This window comes from Lacrimispora struthionigena (assembly GCF_048627165.1).
GTDB lineage: Bacteria > Bacillota > Clostridia > Lachnospirales > Lachnospiraceae > Lacrimispora.
In genome coordinates this window covers 3,090,001-3,110,189 of record NZ_JBMBWP010000002.1, presented here as the reverse complement: position 1 = coordinate 3,110,189, position 20,189 = coordinate 3,090,001, and the positions used below count along the sequence as shown (strand labels likewise).

The window sequence follows — 20,189 nt, the reverse complement described above, 5'->3', positions numbered from 1 at the left end:
AAAATATGCAGAAACCATGATAGTAAAAAATTCCTTTTAAAATGCATCCTGCCATGAAAAAAGCTCAAACAATCCTTCTTTTGGCTTTATGGAAAATGTCATTTTCTTTTTTGTTTTTGGGTGAATAAATGAGAGACCGGATGCAAAAAGAGCAACATTTCCTTTTGTAAAATGATTCTGAAATTCAGGATTATACTTACGGTCTCCCCACAAAGGTGTGCCATGACCTGCCATCTGTACACGGATCTGGTGATGCCGCCCGGTTTTTAACTTTATTTTAAGAAGGCTCACTTCCTTACCATCTAAAATTTTGCTGTCCACAAACCAATAATCCAGTTCTGCAGGTTTTGCACTTTTTATCCCCTTTTCCACAATTTTTGAGCAATTGTTTTTTCCATCTTTCCACAAATAATCCACGTAAGTGGAAAAGTTATCCACAGGTTTTCCACAAACAATAGCATAATAAATTTTTTCCATCTGATGCCCGGAAACCTGTCTGCTTAAAGCCTCTGCGGCAATTTTAGATTTTGCATAAACCATTACGCCGCCAACAGGTTTGTCCAGTCTGTGGATAACTCCCACATATGGCTCCCCATTCTTTGTGGATTTTATGTTGATATGTTTCTTTATTTCACTGACCATATCCGGTTCAAACGTCTTCCCGGACTGAGACTCAATTCCTGCCGGTTTTTCCACCACAAGAATATCATCATCTTCAAATAATATATTAAGCTTCATCCGTCTGCTGCTCCTTATTTTCCCACTGATTCATCATAGCCTTAACAGAGCGGCTCATTTCAATACTAAAATCGCAATTCCATTTGCGCGCGCAGAATGCCTGGATCCACCGTTCAAAATCTTCGCCTCTGTCTGTGACCTTATTTAATTCATCTTGAAATTCTTCCGGCTTCATACGGCGGTATGTATTCTCAAAAACAACCGCCTCGGGTCTTAATCGTTTGGGCTTCTCTCTCTCTGTTTGCTGGGGAACAGGATAGCCAAAAACCACCATTGCAGCTGGCACAGCATATCTGGGAAGAGAGAATAATTCCCGGTGAGTTTCATACTGTTCTAAAATATCCCCAATATAACAAGATCCAATTCCCATTGACTCCGCTGCAACAACCGCATTCTGTGCTGCGATTAACGCATCATCGGCTGCCAGCATAAAATCCCCCATTCCGGGAGTTCTGACTGTATCCTCATACTTGCAAAAAAGATCGTACCATTTTTGATAATCTGCCACAAACACAAGAACCATAGGAGCCTTTGCAATAAATGGCTGATTGTCACAGGTTACAGACAACTTCTGTTTTAACTTTGGATCTGTCACATCTATAATGGAATATAAGGTCATATTACCAGCCGTAGGTGCCTGCAGTGCTGCTTCCACGATAGCCGCCTTCTTTTCCTGCTCAATCTGCCTGTCTTCATAAACACGGACTGACTTTCTCTCCATCAGTTCCTTCACCGTATTGTTCATATGGTTATATTCCTCTCTTTTTAACACTTTTGTTTCATTGATTATATTTCAAATGGTCAATAATAGCAATGAAGATTTTTACTTTGAAACTCAAAAAATACTTGCATTCTTTTCCTCAAAAGTGTATAGTATATAAAAAGACATAACATAGTTTTCATTACTACATCACACGTTCTTATTTCTCATGCAAGGAGGTTTTACTATGAACATAAAAATTAAAGATCCCGTTAGCGCAGGCACTCATTTTATAGCCATGCTTCTCGCCCTGATTGCCGCTACTCCACTACTGATAAAAGCTTCTGCAGACGGAGAGCTTCATCTTGCGGCCCTGGCGGTATTCTGCATCAGTATGGTGCTTCTCTACGCAGCCAGCACCATTTATCATACCCTTGATATTTCACCTAAAATTAATAAGCTGCTAAAAAAATTAGATCACATGATGATATTTATTCTGATTGCAGGAACCTACACTCCAGTCTGTTTAATTGTTCTGGGTGACAAAACCGGTTTAAGCCTTCTCGCTCTTGTATGGGGCATTGCCATCTTAGGAATGATTATTAAAGCGTTCTTTGTAATGTGTCCAAGGTGGTTTTCATCCGTCATTTATATTGCCATGGGCTGGATCTGTGTCCTGGCTTTTCGTAAAATCGTATTAGCACTTCCTCCTGCTGCCTTTATCTGGCTTCTTGCAGGGGGACTGATTTATACAATTGGAGGCATTATCTACGCGTTAAAGCTTCCTCTGTTTCAATCCAGACATAAGAGCTTTGGCAATCATGAACTGTTTCATCTGTTTGTAATGGGAGGAAGTTTCTGCCACTACATTCTCATGTATCACTTTGTGGCTTAACTCAAAATAGAAAGAAGACTGAGTGCATTCAGCCAGAATGCCTGATCAGTCTTCTTTTTTTCTCTATTCCTTTATATAGGAACAGCAATAATCCGTTACTTCATCCGTTGAAACTTTAAATCTGCTGGAAGCGGGTACTGTAAAAGCCTGTCCTGCCTCATAAATTTCCCAGTTATCGCTGCCTGGAAGAAGGGCTTTTAAGTTACCACCAAGAATTTCCATGAGCTCTTTCTCATCTGTACCAAACTCATATTCTCCCGGTAAAATGATTCCCAGGGTCTTTCTGGTTCCGTCTTCAAACAAAATAGTACGGCTGGTTACCTTTCCGCCATGGTAGATATTTGCTTTCTTTATAACTGATACACGTTCAAACTGATCCATTCCAGATTCCTCCGTCAATATAGTCTTTCCTTGATGTAATAATTTACTATACTAAAGTAAGAAAGTAAAAAAGTCAATGGAGACTATCAGATTTTTCGATCAGGAACAGCTTGTCCTTTCTGGAAAGCTTTTTAATCTGCACTTCACGGCGCATAGCCTCTTCCTTTGTTGGATAAGATTCATAATAAACCAGTTCCACCGGTCTCCTTGTCTTTGTGTATTTGGCACCCTTTCCCTGGTTATGGGCTTCCATTCTTTTTTCTAAATGGTTTGTCCATCCGCAGTAGAGGGTATTATCCGCACATTTGACCAAATAAGTATAATTCATTTTCCTTCTCCATCTGTAAATATGATGCTATGTAAACGGTAATAACGCCTTGCAATCGCGTCACTACCGCCCAGGCTAACCTGTCATCTATCTTAAGCACCAGCTGGATGCGTTATGGCGCCGTCGATGGTTGAACAAAGCTTAAGCTATAATATATTATATAACAGGACTTGCCGATATGTGAATAACAATATTTATATTACCCTGTTTTATTAAAATCATTCAGCAGATCCTTGTCAAAAGTGCCAGACAAAAGCAGGTGCTTTTGTCTGGCACTTATTTTATGAAACTTCTTTTACCAGAATTAAGCGGTCTCCTGGCTTAATGGTACTTTCCGTAAGACCATTGGTGGTCATAATGGTATCAACAGTTGTATGGAATTTTTTAGCAATTTTCCACAGAGTATCGCCAGGCTGAACAATATAACCAACAATTCCAGGAAGTTTTTGCAAATTATTGAAATCCATTGGGGAATCCGTTACTCCGGTAATAATTTGTTCGCAAACCGGCTGTAAGGCCAGAAGATCAAGGGAAATGGTTGCCTTCACCTCAACGTTTCCTCCGCCAATCATAACGGCACTTAGCTGCTCCAGCCCAGGATTTAACTGACAGATGGTGGAATCATTAATTCCAGGAGCCTCGATCAGGAAATGGAACGGAATATCCTCTACTGCACATTGAATGGGCTGTGTATCATCAGAGGTCATATAAAGGATCTTAACTTCCAGAACTCCCTCCACATGAAGTCCGTCTTCCTTCACTTCCGTATCGTCAATTTTAACGGTACCCTCACTATGACAGATCTGAAGGATCCTATCCGCCTGATCCAGGGTTATTTTCTCAACTATTTTACATTTACTCATATTCTTGGTCAGGATCTTATCAAAACAGGCTTCTCCGGTCTGGAGCGCAAGATCACGGTTAGTCGAATATAAGTCATTTAAAAGCTCCATACTTTCTTCTTTATAAAGCTTCATATCCAGTTCCAGAACTGCATCCACATCAATTTCACGCATCTCACCGTCTGAATCAGGCTTCGCCTCAATATCCTTATGAATCAGCCGAACGGTAACTACCGGCACCATGTCTTCAGTTACATCCGGAACCTCTATTTCTCCCGAAAATGGAATACTTTCTTCCATCCACTGAACGGGAGCATTTTCCCCTTCTCCCTGATAAATAATAAAGACCATCAGTTCGCCGTCAAGCATCATCTTTCCGCTGGTAGGCCTGGTGGTTACGCCTCTTAATATCATTTCATTCCACAATATATGATCAATATTAGGCTTATTCCCAGACAGGCTGATGGTATCCTTTATCCGAAACGTGTCCTTATGGTGAAGAGCAACTGTTGCAACATCCACCTTTTTGCGAAGAGTTTCTACACTGGGAGCATCACCTGAGGTGGGTTTCGTGTCCACTTCTACGGCAGCATCTACGTCGCAAAGGGTCTCAACCTTTACCTGAAGCGTAACAATCGCCTTTACACTTAATTTTCTGGAATTGATGATCCCTGCGTTTAAATCTTCCAAGTCGCAAGTAACTGAAACTAAATCTTTCTCATCAAGTCCCGGTACATTAATTGGTTCTTCAAAATTAATGCTCCCGCTTAACGTACAAAGTCCGCCCTCTGCTCCCCGATACAATATGGTAAAATCCATCTTTCCCCGGACTACTACCCGCTCCGCCTGGTTCTTAACGGAATCCATGGTAATCTCACCGGAACTAAGAATAATCTGCTCCACATCATCCATGCTGTCAGGGACAATGAAATCATCGTCAAGCGTGATCTGGGATGTGGCGTTTCCTTTCCAACGATTCATATGTATGTTTTTCTTCACCAGCTCCAACATGAAAAAGCACCTGCCTTACCTTCTTTTATTCCTTTAAGAAAGTGTATGCAGGTGCATGTTCCAATATACTTTTTTTATTCTAATCCTGGGATTTCTCCTCTTTTTCTGAAAGCGGGTTTTCCAGTTTATGAAGTTTCTCTTCCAATACCTTTACACGTTCTTCCATCATGCAGTAATGCTCCATGGTAACCATATTGCTTTCTTTCTTTGGTATGGGAACTCCGTCAATTTTTACCGGGCGTGCGGGAATTCCCACTGCCGTCACATTGTTCTCCAGAGGCTTTAAAAGTACCGCATTGGCTGCTATGGTACAGTTATCTCCTACTTCAAAAGAACCAAGAATCTTAGCTCCTGCTCCCACCGTCACATTGTTCCCAAGGGTAGGATGGCGCTTTCCTTTATTTAGACCAACGCCACCAAGAGTAACGCCCTGATAAATCGTACAGTTATCCCCTACAACCGCAGTTTCCCCAATTACCACGCCGCAACCGTGATCAATCAGTATTCCATGCCCCATTTTCGCACCGGGGTGAATCTCAATCAGTGTAAAAAATCTGGCAGTCTGGGAAATCATTCTTGCAATAAAAAACATCCTGTGCTGATAAAACCAGTGGGCAAAGCGATGCCAGATGAGCGCATGAACCCCCTGATACAAAAGCAGGACTTCCAGTTCATTCCTGGCTGCCGGATCCCGCTGCTTTACTGCCTTCACATCAAGCCATATATCTTTTAATATCATACGAACCTTCCTCTTCTCCTTACTTTCGACTCCTGTTTGATGTAGTATATCATATGGCGGCAAAAGAAAAAAGAGAAATTTAAAATAGCTGCTCTGCAACTTATTTACAGAACAGCTATTTTCTTACATAATTCCTTATTGAAATACAACTGGAAGTTCGGACATCTCCGTCTTGATCACAATAAATGGATAAGATGGTTCTGTTCCTGTGTTCTCGCCCTTATCCGGACCGATTAATTCCGTATCAAGGACGATGGAATTGTCAGTGAGATAAAGATCATTGACTGCTATGCTGTAACCACCGCTGGCCTGCTTTCCATATCCTACTACTATGTAAAGATTTTTATCATCACTGTAAGTCAGTTTAAAGGGTGACTGTTGTTTTTCTGCTATTATCTGTTTGAGTTCCTGCGGTATATCCGTATCTGCAACCACAGTGAAATCCAGATCCCGTACCTTGTTTCCATTATCCCCGTTTACTGTACACCCGCTTAAGGTACGAACTACCAGCACCCACATAGCGAGGCCGAAAAAAATCATCCATTTTCTGTTAAACAGTCTCTTCATAGCGCACTCCCCAACTTATTGATTATTACTATTTATATGGGGAGTAAGCCATTTTTATGAAACTTTTTTATCAAAGAAGGGAACTACCCGTCTGCTATTTAATCATTCCTGAAATAATTTCGTACTCTTTCGGTCTTCTGTCCCGGAAAAGTCCCCAGTTTCTGCGGTCTCTGCTGATCTCATCCAGGTCAAACTCTGCCAGAATCACGCCTTCCTCTTCTCTTCCCATAGACTGAATCAAAGCACCTGTACTGTCTGTAATAAAGGATGATCCATAAAACTTTAAAGAAGAACTCTGATTGCCATTTTCCTCACAGGGTGATACCGATTCCTCTCCGATACGGTTTGCGGCAATGACTGGTATAATGTTTGAGGCAGAATGCCCCATCATACAGCGTCTCCAGTGTTCCATGCTGTCACATTCCAGTATGGGCTCACTTCCAATGGCAGTGGGATAAAAAATAAGTTCTGCACCCAAAAGTGCAAGGCTTCTTGCTGTCTCCGGAAACCATTGATCCCAGCAGATCCCAATCCCTACTTTTCCGTATCTCGTATCAAATACTTTAAATCCGGTATCTCCAGGAGTAAAATAAAACTTCTCCTGATAATAGTGGTCATCGGGGATATGGGTTTTCCGGTAAATACCCAGATTCGTCCCATCTGCATCAAGAACTGCAACGGAATTAAACATGGTGTTACCAGACCGTTCATAAAAGCTGACCGGAATTACCACAGAAAGCTCTGCTGCAATCCGGGAAAAATGAATGACTGCATCATTTTCCTCAGCTGGTTTCGCATATTCATAATATTCGTAGCGTCTCTCCTGACAGAAATATTGACGTTCAAACAGCTCCGGAAGCAGTATGATTTCTGCTCCCTCTGCTGCTGCCTTCCTTACAAGCTTCTCTGCACTGGCAATATTTTTATCAACGTCCTGGCAGCACTTCATCTGAACTGCCGCAACTGTTACCTTTCTCATCTATTTCTCCTTTTGGTATCTGCTGCGTGATGCAGTGGATATTTCCTCCGCCTGCAATAATATCTCTGGCATAGACCGGATAAATCTTTCTGTCGGGAAAACAGTCAGATAGAATACGGACTGCTTCCCTGTCATTTTCATCTTCAAACTGAGGGACAATTACCCCTCCGTTTGAAATATAAAAATTCACATAGCTGGCAGCCAGCCGTTCACCAGGTTCCCGTTCATCTTCACCTGGTTCGAAGGCAAAGCCAGCCAGTTCCTCTTTCGTAATACAGACAGGAACCTTAGGAATGGGCAGCTTATGAACAACAAAATGGCGGCCCTTTGCATCAGTCTCTTTCTCAAGAATCCGTAAATCCTCCATTGACATTTCATACTGAGGATCTTCCCTGTCATCAGTCCAGGCTAATACCACTTCACCGGGACGCACAAATGCACAGACATTATCCACATGCTCATTGGTTTCATCCTGATAGATGCCATACTTCAGCCAGATAATTTTCTCTGCTCCCAGATATTCCTTTAGCTTTGCCTCGATTTGCTCCCTGGTCAGAAGTGGATTTCTCCCCTTACTTAAGAGACAGCTTTCTGTTACCAGTACCGTCCCTTCTCCATCTGAATGAATGGAACCGCCTTCCAGAACGAAATGTCCGGCATCATAAACTTCATATCCCAGCTTTTCACAAAACCGGCCTGCAAGAAGGTTATCCTTCTCCCAGTCCTGATACAGGCCATCAAAGGAACCTCCCCAGGCATTAAACTGCCAGTCAATTCCCCTGACACGGCCTGACTTATCTTTCACAAAAGTAGGACCAACATCTCTCGCCCAAGCATCGTCAGATTCCATCACCATCACTTCAATCCGATCAGAAAGCATGGCTCTGGCATTGTCATAAGTATCCTCATGGGTCAGCATAATTAACTGTTCACTGTCTGCAATGGCTTCTGCAATTTCCGCAAAAGCCTTTCTTGCTTTTACCGCCCCATATGGCCAGGAGCCCGGTCTTCTGGGCCAGATCATGATGCAGCCTCTGTGAGGTTCAAATTCCCCCGGCATGTAAAATCCTTCCTCTGCCGGCAGTGTGGATCGCTTTCTCATATTTCATTCCTCATATCAGGCACATTAAGACAGCCTGTTTTTAAAATCTTCGTATCCAAATTCTTTTATAATGCGGCATTCTCCGTCCTGATCCATAACCGCTATGGAAGGAAGGGGCATACCGTTAAATGTGTTGTTTTTCACCATGGAGTAAATAGCCATGTCCATAAAATACAGTTTATCTCCAGGGTTTATCTCATGGTCAAAGGAATAATCTCCAATTACATCTCCAGCCAGGCAGGTGCAGGAAGACAGGCGGTAATTAAAAGGCTTCTCTCCCGGTTCTGCGCTGTCCTTTAACGGCGGACGATAAGGCATTTCCAGTACATCCGGCATATGACAGGATGCGGAAGCGTCAAGAATTAAGGTTTTAATTCCGTTGTCCACCACATCAAGCACTTCTGTCACTAAATAACCAGCATTTAAAGCAACTGCCTCTCCAGGTTCTAAATAAACACGAAGCCCGTACTTGTCCTGAATTCTTTTAATACAGGATTCCAAAAGCTCCAGATCATAATCCTCTCTGGTTATATGATGTCCTCCGCCCATATTAATCCAGGATAACCGGGGAAAATATTCTCCAAACTGTTCTTCCACTGCATCCAGAGTGGTTTTCAGCGCATCTGCATTCTGTTCACAAAGAGTATGAAAATGAATGCCTGAGATATAAGGCAGATATTCTTCCTCAAACTGCTCCCTTGTCACACCCAGCCTGGAGCCGGGTGCACAGGGATCATAGATCGCATGCCCATCTTGTGTGGAGCATTGTGGATTTACCCGGATGCCGGCATTTACACCCTTTAGGCAGTCCTTATACTTTTTCAATTGGGAAAAAGAGTTAAATACAATGTGGTCACAGATTTTTGTCAGTTCTTTAAAATCCGCTTCCTTATATGCAGGGGCAAAAACATGGTTTGAAAGTCCCATCTCCTCTTTGCCGAGTCTGGCTTCATACAGACCGCTTGCAGTAGTTCCATCAATATATTTTGCAATTAACGGATACTCTGCAAAACAGGAAAATGCCTTTTGTGCAAGAAGAATGCTGCATCCGGTTCTCTCTTTCACCCCGTTTAAAATCTTCAAATTATCAATCAGCCTGCCCTCATCAATTACGTAGCAGGGAGTCTTTAGTTCCTCTATCTTCATGATTATTCCTGTCTCCACACAGTTACGGTCTCAGGATCTTCGCAGACTACCCAGGGAAGTCCCCATTTATTTAAAGCCTCCATATATGGATCGGGATCAAATTCCTCAACATTGAACACACCTGGCTTTTTCCACTGTCCTGTCACCACCATCATGGCACCGATCATAGCCGGAACTCCGGTTGTATAGGAAATTGCCTGTGATTCCACCTCTTTGTAGCACTCCTGATGATCGCATACGTTGTAAATGTAGATGGTTTTCTCTTTTCCGTCTTTAATACCTGTAAAAATGCATCCGATGTTGGTCTTACCAACTGTTCTTGGTCCCAGGGACGCCGGATCAGGAAGAAGTGCCTTTAAAAACTGGATCGGAACAATGCTCTGGCCATTAAATTCAATGGGAGCTGTTGAAAGCATTCCAACGTTCTCCAGACATTTCATATGTGTTAAATAGCTTTGTCCAAAGGTCATAAAGAAGCGGATTCTCTTAACTCCAGGAATGTTCTTAGCCAGAGATTCGATCTCTTCATGATGAAGGAGATACATGTCCTTCTCACCCACCTCCGGGAAATTGTACTTAGATTTCAGTTCCATAGGTTTGGTCTCAATCCAGTGGCCATCCTCCCAGTAAGATCCGTTGGCAGATACTTCTCTTAAATTAATCTCAGGGTTAAAGTTTGTTGCAAATGGATATCCGTGATCACCGCCGTTACAGTCTAAAATATCGATGGTGTGAATTTCATCAAAATAATGTTTCAGAGCATAAGCGGAAAATACACTGGTAACGCCAGGATCAAATCCGGTTCCAAGAAGAGCCGTAATATTTGCATTTTCAAATCTCTCCCTGTAATTCCACTGCCAGGAATAATCAAAATAGGCGGTAAAACCAAGCTCCTCACACCGTTTCTCATAGATCGCTCTCCACTGGGGATCTTCCGTATCTTCCGACTCATAGTTAGCCGTATCGATATAATCCACCCCTGCAGCCAGGCAGGCATCCATAATGGTTAGATCCTGATAGGGAAGTGCCACATTTAACACGGCATCGGGCTGATAGCTCTTAATTAAGGCAATGACTTCCTCTGTATGATCTGCATCAACTCTTGCTGTTTCAATTCTTGTTTTTGTCTTTCCTTCCAGCTTTGCCTTTAACGCGTCACATTTTTCCTTTGTTCTGCTTGCTATGCAGATGTCTGTAAATACCTCGCTGTTCTGGCAGCACTTGTTGATTGCTACTGCGGCAACTCCGCCGCATCCGATTACTAATAATCTGCTCATTCCTTTTCCTCCTCTTCCAGTAGATCTTCCACATATTTTGGAAGCATAAATGCTCCTGTGTGAAGATTGGTGGTATAATACCACGTCTCTATTTTCATTTTGTTCCATTTATCGGGTTTAAAGTCATTAATCGGGTGATATTTTTTTGATGCAAAACCAAACAGCCAGTAACCTGACGGGCAGGTTGGAATATGAGCCTGATAAACACGGCTGATAGGGAAGGAACGGTAAACCTTCCTGTGCATGCTTCTGCAAGCCAGCTCATCTTCGTCATAAAAAGGACTGCCATGCTGATAAACCATGATTCCATCGCTCTTAAGCGCCTTATAGCAACTTCCATAAAACTCTTTGGTGAAAAGTCCCTCAGTATGTCCAAACGGATCGGTGGAATCGTTGATAATCAGATCGTATTCTTCTTTTTTATTTCTCAGGAAACGAAGTCCGTCATCGTAATAAACCTTTACCCTCTGATCATCCAGACCACATGCCACCTCAGGAAATATATCCCGGCATACATCTACAAACAGTTTATCTGTTTCAACCACATCAATGGATTCAATGGAAGGATACTGTAAAAGCTCCTTCGCCACACCTCCGTCACCTCCACCGATAATCAGCACATTCCTAACATCGGGGTGAACTGCCATGGGTACATGGGTAACCATTTCATCATAAATAAATTCATCTTTGTCCGAAAAAACAATGTCTCCGTCAAGAGCCACAAACTTTCCGAATTCCTGGGATTCAAATACATCGATTCTCTGATATTCACTTTCGCCGGAAAAAAGCTGCTTGTCAATCCGGACGGAAAGCTTAACATTGGATGTATGCAATTCCGAAAACCATATCTCCATATTTTCCTCCATCTTTCCCACTTACCGGAAATTACTCTGTCAGTACCATTAAATTCTCCACTGCCGGATCTTCTGTTCCCTGCATGGAGCATCCCTTCTCTCTTGCGTATACGATATATTCCACAATTTCTTCCGTAATCATCTCTCCAGGCGCTAAAATCGGGATTCCAGGCGGATAGCACATCACAAACTCTCCGCTGATCTTGCCAGCTGACTCTTTTACCGGAACAGATACCTTCTTTGAATAAAATGCCTTCTGGGGAGATATCACCACTTTTGGTGCTATGTACTCTCCTGATAGCATACCTGTCCGGTCTTTTTTATAAAGACGCTCTACATCTGCCAGAGCACCTACCAGGCGCTCTATATCCTGTATTCTGTCTCCAATGGAAATATAGGCAAGGATGTTGCAGATATCTCCGAATTCAATCTGAATATCATATTCATCCCGAAGGAGGTCATACACTTCAATTCCTGCCAGACCATTTCCCAGGGTATAAACGGAAAGCTTGGTCACGTCATAATCGAAGATGCTGGTACCATTTATCAAATCTCTGCCATATGCATAATATCCCCCAATGGAATTGATTTCTTCCCTGGCATACTCTGCCATTTCTGTCACCTTTGCAAAGGATTCTTCTCCTCTGAGCGCCAGGTTCCGTCTGGAAATGTCAAGGCTGGAAAGAAGAAGATAGGACGCACTGGTCGTCTGTGTTAAGTTAATGATCTGACGCACATAATCCCCGTTCACACCGGTATTTAGCAGGAGAAGTGAGCTTTGAGTCAGACTTCCTCCTGATTTGTGCATGGAAATTGCGGCCATGTCTGCCCCTGCCGCCATAGCGGAAACAGGCAGGTTTTTACCGAAGTAAAGATGGGTTCCGTGAGCTTCATCTGCCAGAACCTTCATACCATGTGCATGAGCCAGACGCACAATGGAACGGATATCGGAACAGATTCCGTAATAAGTGGGATTGTTCACAAACACCGCCACTGCATCAGGATTTTCCTCAATTGCCTTCTCAACCTGGCTGATCTCCATTCCCAGGGAAATCCCAAGCATACTGTTTACTTCTGGATTAACATAAACAGGAACTGCTCCACAAAGCACTAAAGCGTTAATCGCACTTTTATGGACATTTCTCGGAAGAATAATTTTATCTCCGGCTTTGCAGACAGATAGAATCATGCTCTGTACTGCCGAAGTAGTTCCTCCTACCATCAAGAACGCATCTGCCGCTCCAAAAGCCTCTGCAGCCAGTCGTTCCGCATCCCGGATCACTGACACGGGATGGCATAAATTATCAAGCGGCTTCATGGAATTCACATCAAGCCCCACACAACGCTCACCAAGAAGCTGTGCCAGCTCCGGATTTCCTCTTCCCCGTTTATGCCCGGGTACATCAAAGGGCACTACTCTTTTCTTTCTAAATGTCTCAAGAGCATCATAAATCGGAGCTCTCATCTGATCGTCTCTGTTCATATGGCAAATTACCTCTCTGCAATAAAATTCCTTACAATCAAAAAAAGCAGGTGAATGTACATCACCTGCCTGAAATTTCATGAATCTTTTAACGGAGTCAGCCTCCGTCTGCTTTCTATTCATGACAATTACCGTTTTCGAGTCTACATAGCAAATATACTGTCCCTGCTATTATTGATCGTTTCACAAGATGATGTGCAGATGCACTGATTATAAAGTAATCAACTTATAAAATTTGAGCTTCTAACTCAATCAATAATGTGGTTTCCCACGTTCGGCAGCTGACCCGCCTGTCCGTCTGGGCTTAACTTCTTACGAAGTGGTCAATATTTGCATGAAAACGATAATGTCTCTTCATACTGGGGTAAAGAATAACATATTTTACGGATTCATGTCAACCAGTTTTTTGTAAAATTTTTGTCTTTCATGAAATAGAACAGCCGCTGTCTGAGAACGTCTACCATTTCTCAAACAGCGGCTGTCTCCCCACTCTTTTGTTTATAAATCTTTTTTACTGCACATCTGAAGGCGGTGCTGATACTTTTCCTTGGTGGCGAGGCCGCCTCTGATATGGCGCTCGGATTTGTTAATGTCCAGGATGACCCTGGCCCGGGCTGCCAGGGACGGATTGATGTGCTCTAAACGATCTGTCACATCCTTATGTACCGTAGATTTGGATATCCCAAATTTCTTTGCTGTCTGCCTAACGGTTGCATGGTAGTCTATGATGTAGTTGGCGATCGCAACCGCGCGTTCTTCAATATATTCCTTCAAGAAAATCCCCCTGCTAGGACGTTTTTACATACTTATGCAGGATGACGGTCAAGTATGAATGGTTCTATTTTAATTTCTTATGAATTAATTTTATATTAAAATTACCATAATTTACCACCGTATAATATAATTGTATAAAATGAAACCACAATTTTCTACAATAATCCGCCTGTCAGATAGCAAATTTTCATTGACGCATTTGGCAAATCCAACTATAATTTAAGATATTAATATACAATTATTTCTAATTCTAACACATAAAGGAAACTACTGAACAGAAAGAAGAGACTGCCATATAGTCTGTTGAGGTGCAAAGAATTGATTTATTTACCAATTGAGAAATTGACTGCAGGTATGGAATTAGCCCGCAACATACCAGGTTTAAACCCAATGCTGCCTTTCGCCGTAACTGGCTACGTCCTGAATGATCGCACGATAAACAGAATGATGAGTATTGGAATTCAGGGGGCTTATATTCAGACTGAACTGACTGAAGGAATTGAGCCAGTAGATATTGTGGAACCTGAATTAAAGGCCAAAATGCTGATCAGCATACAGGAAACATTTGAAGAAAGCCTGAAAAAAGTCACCTTTCAGACCAGCAGACAGATATATGAGAATATTGCCAACGTAGCCAAAACCGTGGTTATGAATGTTTTAAACATGGACAAGTATCTTTTTCAGATGATTGACATCAGAGACTATGACAGCTATACCTATTCTCACAGCCTGTATGTGGGAATTTTAAGTGTACTCATCGGGCGTTATATCGGACTCCCTATATCCAAGCTGAATGACCTGGCTCTGTGCGGACTTCTCCACGATATCGGAAAGACTGATATTCCAATTGAAATCACCAATAAGCCAGGGCCTCTGACCAACGAAGAGTATGAGGTTATGAAGCAGCACCCCAGCCTTTCCTATGATAAGCTGTTTGACTGTAATTCCATCTCCCAGGCAGTGCTTCAGGGAATTCAGACCCATCATGAGAAATATGACGGAAGCGGTTATCCATTTGGTCTTGCAGGGGAGAATATTCCGCTATACGGACGTATCCTTGCTATTGCAGACGTTTATGATGCCTTAAGTGCCACGAGACCATACCGAAAAGCATGGAATCCAAGAAAGATATTTGATTATCTGACCAGCTGCTGTAATTCCCATTTTGATCCGGAACTATTATCCGCCTTTTTCCAATGTGTTTCTGCCTACCCTATTGGTACAATTGTCAGATTAAGCGATGGAAGCACGGCTGTCGTCAAAGATAATACTCCAGGATTTGCACTCCGGCCAATCATCCGATTCATTAATCCTGACGGTGTGGCAGGCAAGGAAATCAATTTATCAAGTGAAGCCCTAAATATCACCATTATAGACATGGATGATTAACAAATAAATGAAACAGGTGGACGTTCACCAAAGAATCCGGGAAACGCCACCTGCTTTATGTTTACCTGATGCCTTCAGCCTTAAGAATCGTATCCAGTAATGCTTCGCAGCCTTCTTTTACATCGGTATAGGTTACATCAAAATCACCGGTATACCACGGATCAGCAATATCTCTTGGATTGGGAGAGTAATCAAGAAGCCTCTTTATTTTCCTCTTTGGGTCACTCCCTATAATTCTCATAATTCCGGCAATGTTTCTCTGCTCCATTCCCAATATATAATCATAATCTTCATAGTCTTTCTTTTTCAGCTGAACCGCGCACTTGCCTGCTGTTGAAATCCCTAATTCCTTTAATTTATTCCTCGTACCATGATGAACCGGATTGCCAATTTCTTCTGAACTGGTAGCCGCGGATGCAATATAAAATTCTGATGCTAAATTTTCCTTTTCTACCAAATCCTTCATTACAAACTCTGCCATAGGTGATCTGCAAATATTACCAAGACAGACGAATAGTACTTTGATCATCCAATATTTCTCCTTCCACTACGCTCTGGTATAATTTTATTATTCTTTATCAATACAACTGTTTAAAACGCTTATCATCTCTAACTTATCATAATTCCTGCCAATAAATACGATCTGATTCATACGGTCACCATAGATCTCATCCCAATCTCCTAACACATCCGGATAATTGTAAAAGATCTCCTCTTTCTCGTCATTTGGAAGTGCCGCCACCCAACTGGTAGCTTCTGAAACGGAAGCATTTTTTCCCGCCTGTTCAAACAGCTGGGCATGTACTGAATCATCAGAAAACCAGATATAACCTTTCGCCCGTATGATTGTTTCCGGATAATTATTTTCCAGTAATTCCATAAAACTTTCCCGTTTAAACGCCCTTCTTTCTTCATAAACAAAAGAAGTAACTCCATAATCATCTGTACCAGAATCATCAAGCTGCTTCTCTCTGGCAAGTGCTTTTTGTAAAGAGGAAGAATTCATAACTCTGTCATAATCGAACTCTTTCCCATCAAATATGAGCCTGGTATCTACTTTTCCCCATGCAGTCCGAATAATTTCTGCCTCAGGCTGAATCTGCTTTATTGTACTAATTACCTGTTCTATTTTAATAGAATTCAATAAATCACACTTATTTAAAATAATTGTACTGCAAAATTCAATCTGATCCATAACCAGGTTAATGATATCAGGTTCCTCTTCCCCCTCCTCATTCATCTGTTCTTCCATCTCATCCAGGAATTCATAATAAAGCCGATGCGCATCCACGACTGTAATAATGGATTGTAAGTATACACCTGAAGAATCTGGTTCTTCTTCAGACATCAGAAACCCCTCCGCTATGGACGCTGGATTGCTGATTCCAGATGCCTCCACTATTATTTTTTCCACCCTTTGATCCTTAGAAAGTTCTTCTATCTGGTTCATAAATTCTTCCCGCAAAGTACAGCAGATGCATCCATTCTGCAATTCCACCATTTTTGCAGTCTGTTGTGAAGAATCTTCATTTTTTATCAGCTTACTATCCACATTCACACTGCCCATATCATTAATAACCAGTGCAAGACCGCTGTTATCACCGCTTTCCAGCAATCCCTGGAGCAGTGTGGTTTTCCCTGAACCAAGATATCCTGTAATCAATATGACAGGGATTTTCTTATTTACATTTTTATTCATTCTAATCATCTCACTTTTCCATGATTGGTAACAGTTCTTTCAAAAGCAAAAAAAGCGCAAACCCACACCTGGATTTACGCATTCCTATTTTAAGCAGTATTACATATAATACATATACCCTCAAAACCACACATTGTTATATATCTTTCATCCGTTCTTCCTCTTACCTAAACCAACCTGGTTAAGCCCTCGACCTATTAGTGACAGTCAGCTGCACATGTTACCATGCTTCCACCTCTGCCCTATCTACCTCGTCGTCTTCAAGGGGTCTTACTCTTGCGATGGGATATCTCATCTTGAGGGGGGCTTCACGCTTAGATGCCTTCAGCGTTTATCCCTTCCCGACTTGGCTACTCTGCCATGGTGTTGATCACCAACAGATACACCAGAGGTCAGTCCATCCCGGTCCTCTCGTACTAAGGACAGCTCCTCTCAAATATCCTACGCCCACGCCGGATAGGGACCGAACTGTCTCACGACGTTCTGAACCCAGCTCGCGTACCGCTTTAATGGGCGAACAGCCCAACCCTTGGGACCTACTACAGCCCCAGGATGCGATGAGCCGACATCGAGGTGCCAAACCACTCCGTCGATGTGAACTCTTGGGAGTGATAAGCCTGTTATCCCCAGGGTAGCTTTTATCCGTTGAGCGATGGCAATCCCACTTTATACCACCGGATCACTAAGTCCTAGTTTCCTACCTGCTCCACCCGTCGGTGTCGCAGTCAAGCTCCCTTATGCCTTTGCACTCTTCGAATGGTTTCCGACCATTCTGAGGGAACCTTTGAGCGCCTCCGATACTCTTTCGGAGGCGACCGCCCCAGTCAAACTCCCCGCCTGACATTGTCCCCCAGCCAGGTTATGGCTGCAGGTTAGAAATCCAATACCGCAAGGGTGGTATCCCAACATCGGCTCTGATAAGACTGGCGTCCTATCTTCGTTGCCTCCCACCTATCCTGTACATGCAGCACCGAATCCCAGTATCAAGCTGGAGTAAAGCTCCATGGGGTCTTTCCGTCCTGGCGCAGGTAACCAGCATCTTCACTGGTATTTCAATTTCACCGGGTGCATTGTCGAGACAGCGCTCAAATCATTACGCCTTTCGTGCGGGTCGGAACTTACCCGACAAGGAATTTCGCTACCTTAGGACCGTTATAGTTACGGCCGCCGTTTACTGGGGCTTAAATTCAGAGCTTCGCGTTGCCGCTAACCCCTCCTCGTAACCTTCCAGCACCGGGCAGGCGTCAGCCCATATACCTCACCTTTCGGTTTTGCATAGACCTGTGTTTTTGCTAAACAGTTGCTTGAGCCTATTCTCTGCGGCCTGATTTCTCAGGCACCCCTTATCCCGAAGTTACGGGGTCATTTTGCCGAGTTCCTTAACAATGCTTCTCCCGCCGGCCTTAGGATTCTCTCCTCATCCACCTGTGTCGGTTTACGGTACGGGCACATATTACACAATAGCGGCTTTTCTTGACAGCCCCTACAGAGACTTCCCTACTTTTGTTCGGTACGCGTCACACCTTCCTGTTGTTAAGCGGATTTTCCATCTTAACCAGTCCAATGCTTGCCCCGGTCTTTTCATTCCCGGGTTCTCTCTCGGTTCTGTGTCCCCACAGTTCTGATAATATGCGGTACAGGAATTTCAACCTGTTGTCCATCGACTACGTCTTTCGACCTCGCCTTAGGTCCCGACTTACCCAGAGCAGATCAGCTTTACTCTGGAAACCTTAGATATTCGGCCTGGAAGATTCTCACTTCCATCTCGCTACTCATTCCGGCATTCTCTCTTCTTAACGCTCCACATCTCCTTACGGTAATGCTTCTGCGCATTAAGAATGCTCCTCTACCAATGTATCATACGATACATTCCACAGCTTCGGTGTCGTGTTTTAGCCCCGGACATTTTCGGCGCAAGACCTCTCGACTAGTGAGCTATTACGCACTCTTTGAATGTGTGGCTGCTTCTAAGCCAACATCCTAGTTGTCTCTGAAATCTCACATCCTTTTCCACTTAACACGCACTTTGGGACCTTAGCTGGTGGTCTGGGCTCTTTCCCTTTTGACTGCCCAACTTATCTCGTGCAGTCTGACTCCCGTACATCATCTGACCGGCATTCGGAGTTTGATATTCTTTGGTAAGCTTTGACGCCCCCTAGGAAATTCAGTGCTCTACCTCCGGCAGACTAATACGAGGCTAGCCCTAAAGCTATTTCGAGGAGAACCAGCTATCTCCGGGTTCGATTGGAATTTCTCCCCTACCCACACCTCATCGCCACCCTTTTCAACGGATGTGCGTTCGGTCCTCCACCGCCTTTTACGGCAGCTTCAACCTGGACATGGGTAGATCACCCGGTTTCGGGTCTACCTTTACTGACTTAACGCCCTATTAAGACTTGGTTTCCCTTCGGCTCCGCACATTCAGTGCTTAACCTTGCCAGTAACGGTAACTCGCCGGACCGTTCTACAAAAAGTACGCGGTTCCACTTTAAACGTGGTTCCACAGCTTGTAAACACAAGGTTTCAGGTTCTCTTTCACTCCCCTCCCGGGGTCCTTTTCACCTTTCCTTCACAGTACTATGCGCTATCGGTCACTAAGTAGTATTTAGCCTTGGGGGGTGGTCCCCCCGAATTCCCACAAGGTTTCTCGTGTCTCGTGGTACTTTGGATCCTGCTCGCTGACTATTGTTTTCCCATACAAGGCTTTCACTTTCTATGGCCGGTCTTTCCAGGACCGTTCTGGTAACAAATCGTCTCACTTATTGCAGTCCGTAACCCCAGCATGCACGCACGCTGGTTTAGGCTCTTTCCATTTCGCTCGCCGCTACTTTGGAAATCGAGTTTTCTTTCTTTTCCTCCGGGTACTTAGATGTTTCAGTTCCCCGGGTTCCCGACGTATGGCTATGGATTCACCATACGACAACTGAGGTTTGCTCAGCTGGGTTTCCCCATTCAGATATCTCCGGATCAAAGGATATTTGCTCCTCCCCGAAGCTTTTCGCAGCTTATCACGTCTTTCATCGGCTCTTAGTGCCAAGGCATCCACCTTGTGCTCTTTATAGCTTAACCAATACGACTTTCACCTGCGGGTGCGGGCTACTCATCTAAGATACATAGCGTTGTATCTTATGGTCTTAGGTTTGTTCGTTTACCGTACGTCACGGTAATTGAACGAGTTTTTATTTGGTTACATCTTTCGATGTAACACCTCGGATGTCTTGATATTGTCTTTTTGCAAAGACTCTATCTAGATATATTTCAATATGTGGTTTTCAAGGTACATGC

At 43.3% G+C, this 20,189-nt stretch carries 18 protein-coding genes and 1 rRNA gene; 2 read left to right on the top strand and 17 right to left on the bottom strand.

Going from position 1 to position 20,189, the window contains the following annotated elements:
• Nucleotides 1-36: 36 nt before the first annotated feature.
• A complete protein-coding gene (locus ACOAOT_RS23540; RefSeq protein WP_420219161.1) occupies nucleotides 37-738 on the bottom strand; it encodes an RluA family pseudouridine synthase in 702 nt (233 codons plus the stop codon).
• Nucleotides 728-1,483: a nitroreductase family protein gene (locus tag ACOAOT_RS23535; protein ID WP_420219160.1), complete on the bottom strand. Its 756-nt coding sequence runs from the start codon at nucleotides 1,481-1,483 to the stop codon at nucleotides 728-730. Before ACOAOT_RS23535 ends, ACOAOT_RS23540 begins: the two co-directional genes overlap by 11 nt.
• 202 nt (nucleotides 1,484-1,685) lie before the next feature.
• On the opposite strand from ACOAOT_RS23535, the gene trhA reads away from it, so the two are divergent.
• Entirely contained in the window at nucleotides 1,686-2,333 is a 648-nt protein-coding gene (gene trhA / locus ACOAOT_RS23530; protein ID WP_277405751.1) for a PAQR family membrane homeostasis protein TrhA, read from the top strand.
• Between the two features lie 63 nt (nucleotides 2,334-2,396).
• On the opposite strand, the gene ppnP is transcribed toward trhA, so the two are convergent.
• The 12 genes from ppnP to spoIIID all read right to left on the bottom strand — a co-directional run bounded on the left by ppnP (nucleotide 2,397) and on the right by spoIIID (nucleotide 13,816).
• Complete coding sequence (ppnP, locus tag ACOAOT_RS23525) at nucleotides 2,397-2,714, bottom strand: pyrimidine/purine nucleoside phosphorylase (protein WP_420219159.1); 318 nt, start codon at nucleotides 2,712-2,714, stop codon at nucleotides 2,397-2,399.
• Nucleotides 2,715-2,787: 73 nt separating this feature from the next.
• Nucleotides 2,788-3,042 carry a GIY-YIG nuclease family protein gene (locus tag ACOAOT_RS23520; protein WP_420219158.1) on the bottom strand — a complete coding sequence of 85 codons (255 nt, stop codon included), beginning with the start codon at nucleotides 3,040-3,042 and terminating at the stop codon, nucleotides 2,788-2,790.
• Nucleotides 3,043-3,323: 281 nt separating this feature from the next.
• Complete coding sequence (locus ACOAOT_RS23515) at nucleotides 3,324-4,895, bottom strand: DUF3794 and LysM peptidoglycan-binding domain-containing protein (protein WP_420219157.1); 1,572 nt, start codon at nucleotides 4,893-4,895, stop codon at nucleotides 3,324-3,326.
• 79 nt (nucleotides 4,896-4,974) lie between these two features.
• Nucleotides 4,975-5,634 (bottom strand): serine O-acetyltransferase, encoded by a 660-nt coding sequence (gene cysE / locus ACOAOT_RS23510; protein WP_420219156.1) that lies wholly within the window; start codon nucleotides 5,632-5,634, stop codon nucleotides 4,975-4,977.
• A gap of 135 nt (nucleotides 5,635-5,769) precedes the next feature.
• On the bottom strand, nucleotides 5,770-6,153 hold the full coding sequence (locus tag ACOAOT_RS23505) for a protease complex subunit PrcB family protein (RefSeq protein WP_242980329.1): 384 nt from the start codon (nucleotides 6,151-6,153) through the stop codon (nucleotides 5,770-5,772).
• A 142-nt stretch (nucleotides 6,154-6,295) separates the two neighbouring features.
• Nucleotides 6,296-7,180 carry an N-carbamoylputrescine amidase gene (gene aguB / locus ACOAOT_RS23500; RefSeq protein WP_420219155.1) on the bottom strand — a complete coding sequence of 295 codons (885 nt, stop codon included), beginning with the start codon at nucleotides 7,178-7,180 and terminating at the stop codon, nucleotides 6,296-6,298.
• A complete protein-coding gene (aguA, locus tag ACOAOT_RS23495; RefSeq protein ID WP_420219154.1) occupies nucleotides 7,128-8,282 on the bottom strand; it encodes an agmatine deiminase in 1,155 nt (384 codons plus the stop codon). Before aguA ends, aguB begins: the two co-directional genes overlap by 53 nt.
• 24 nt (nucleotides 8,283-8,306) lie before the next feature.
• Entirely contained in the window at nucleotides 8,307-9,428 is a 1,122-nt protein-coding gene (nspC, locus tag ACOAOT_RS23490) for a carboxynorspermidine decarboxylase (protein ID WP_420219153.1), read from the bottom strand.
• 2 nt (nucleotides 9,429-9,430) lie between these two features.
• The gene (locus ACOAOT_RS23485; protein WP_420219152.1) at nucleotides 9,431-10,705 is read right to left on the bottom strand and encodes a saccharopine dehydrogenase family protein; all 1,275 of its coding nucleotides are present in this window, start codon (nucleotides 10,703-10,705) and stop codon (nucleotides 9,431-9,433) included.
• A complete protein-coding gene (speE, locus tag ACOAOT_RS23480; protein WP_420219151.1) occupies nucleotides 10,702-11,559 on the bottom strand; it encodes a polyamine aminopropyltransferase in 858 nt (285 codons plus the stop codon). Before speE ends, ACOAOT_RS23485 begins: the two co-directional genes overlap by 4 nt.
• A gap of 31 nt (nucleotides 11,560-11,590) precedes the next feature.
• Nucleotides 11,591-13,042, bottom strand: coding sequence for an aminotransferase class I/II-fold pyridoxal phosphate-dependent enzyme (locus tag ACOAOT_RS23475; protein ID WP_170820520.1), 1,452 nt, complete (start codon nucleotides 13,040-13,042; stop codon nucleotides 11,591-11,593).
• A gap of 498 nt (nucleotides 13,043-13,540) precedes the next feature.
• Nucleotides 13,541-13,816, bottom strand: a complete 276-nt coding sequence (spoIIID, locus tag ACOAOT_RS23470; RefSeq protein WP_104439224.1) for a sporulation transcriptional regulator SpoIIID — start codon at nucleotides 13,814-13,816, stop codon at nucleotides 13,541-13,543.
• 318 nt (nucleotides 13,817-14,134) lie between these two features.
• On the opposite strand from spoIIID, the gene ACOAOT_RS23465 reads away from it, so the two are divergent.
• A complete protein-coding gene (locus tag ACOAOT_RS23465; protein ID WP_420219150.1) occupies nucleotides 14,135-15,205 on the top strand; it encodes an HD-GYP domain-containing protein in 1,071 nt (356 codons plus the stop codon).
• Nucleotides 15,206-15,266: 61 nt separating this feature from the next.
• On the opposite strand, the gene ACOAOT_RS23460 is transcribed toward ACOAOT_RS23465, so the two are convergent.
• The 3 genes from ACOAOT_RS23460 to ACOAOT_RS23450 all read right to left on the bottom strand — a co-directional run bounded on the left by ACOAOT_RS23460 (nucleotide 15,267) and on the right by ACOAOT_RS23450 (nucleotide 19,973).
• Nucleotides 15,267-15,734: a low molecular weight protein-tyrosine-phosphatase gene (locus ACOAOT_RS23460; protein WP_420219149.1), complete on the bottom strand. Its 468-nt coding sequence runs from the start codon at nucleotides 15,732-15,734 to the stop codon at nucleotides 15,267-15,269.
• 39 nt (nucleotides 15,735-15,773) lie between these two features.
• Nucleotides 15,774-16,904 (bottom strand): CobW family GTP-binding protein, encoded by a 1,131-nt coding sequence (locus tag ACOAOT_RS23455; protein WP_420219148.1) that lies wholly within the window; start codon nucleotides 16,902-16,904, stop codon nucleotides 15,774-15,776.
• A gap of 177 nt (nucleotides 16,905-17,081) precedes the next feature.
• Nucleotides 17,082-19,973 (bottom strand): 23S ribosomal RNA (locus ACOAOT_RS23450).
• Between the last annotated feature and the right edge of the window lie 216 nt (nucleotides 19,974-20,189).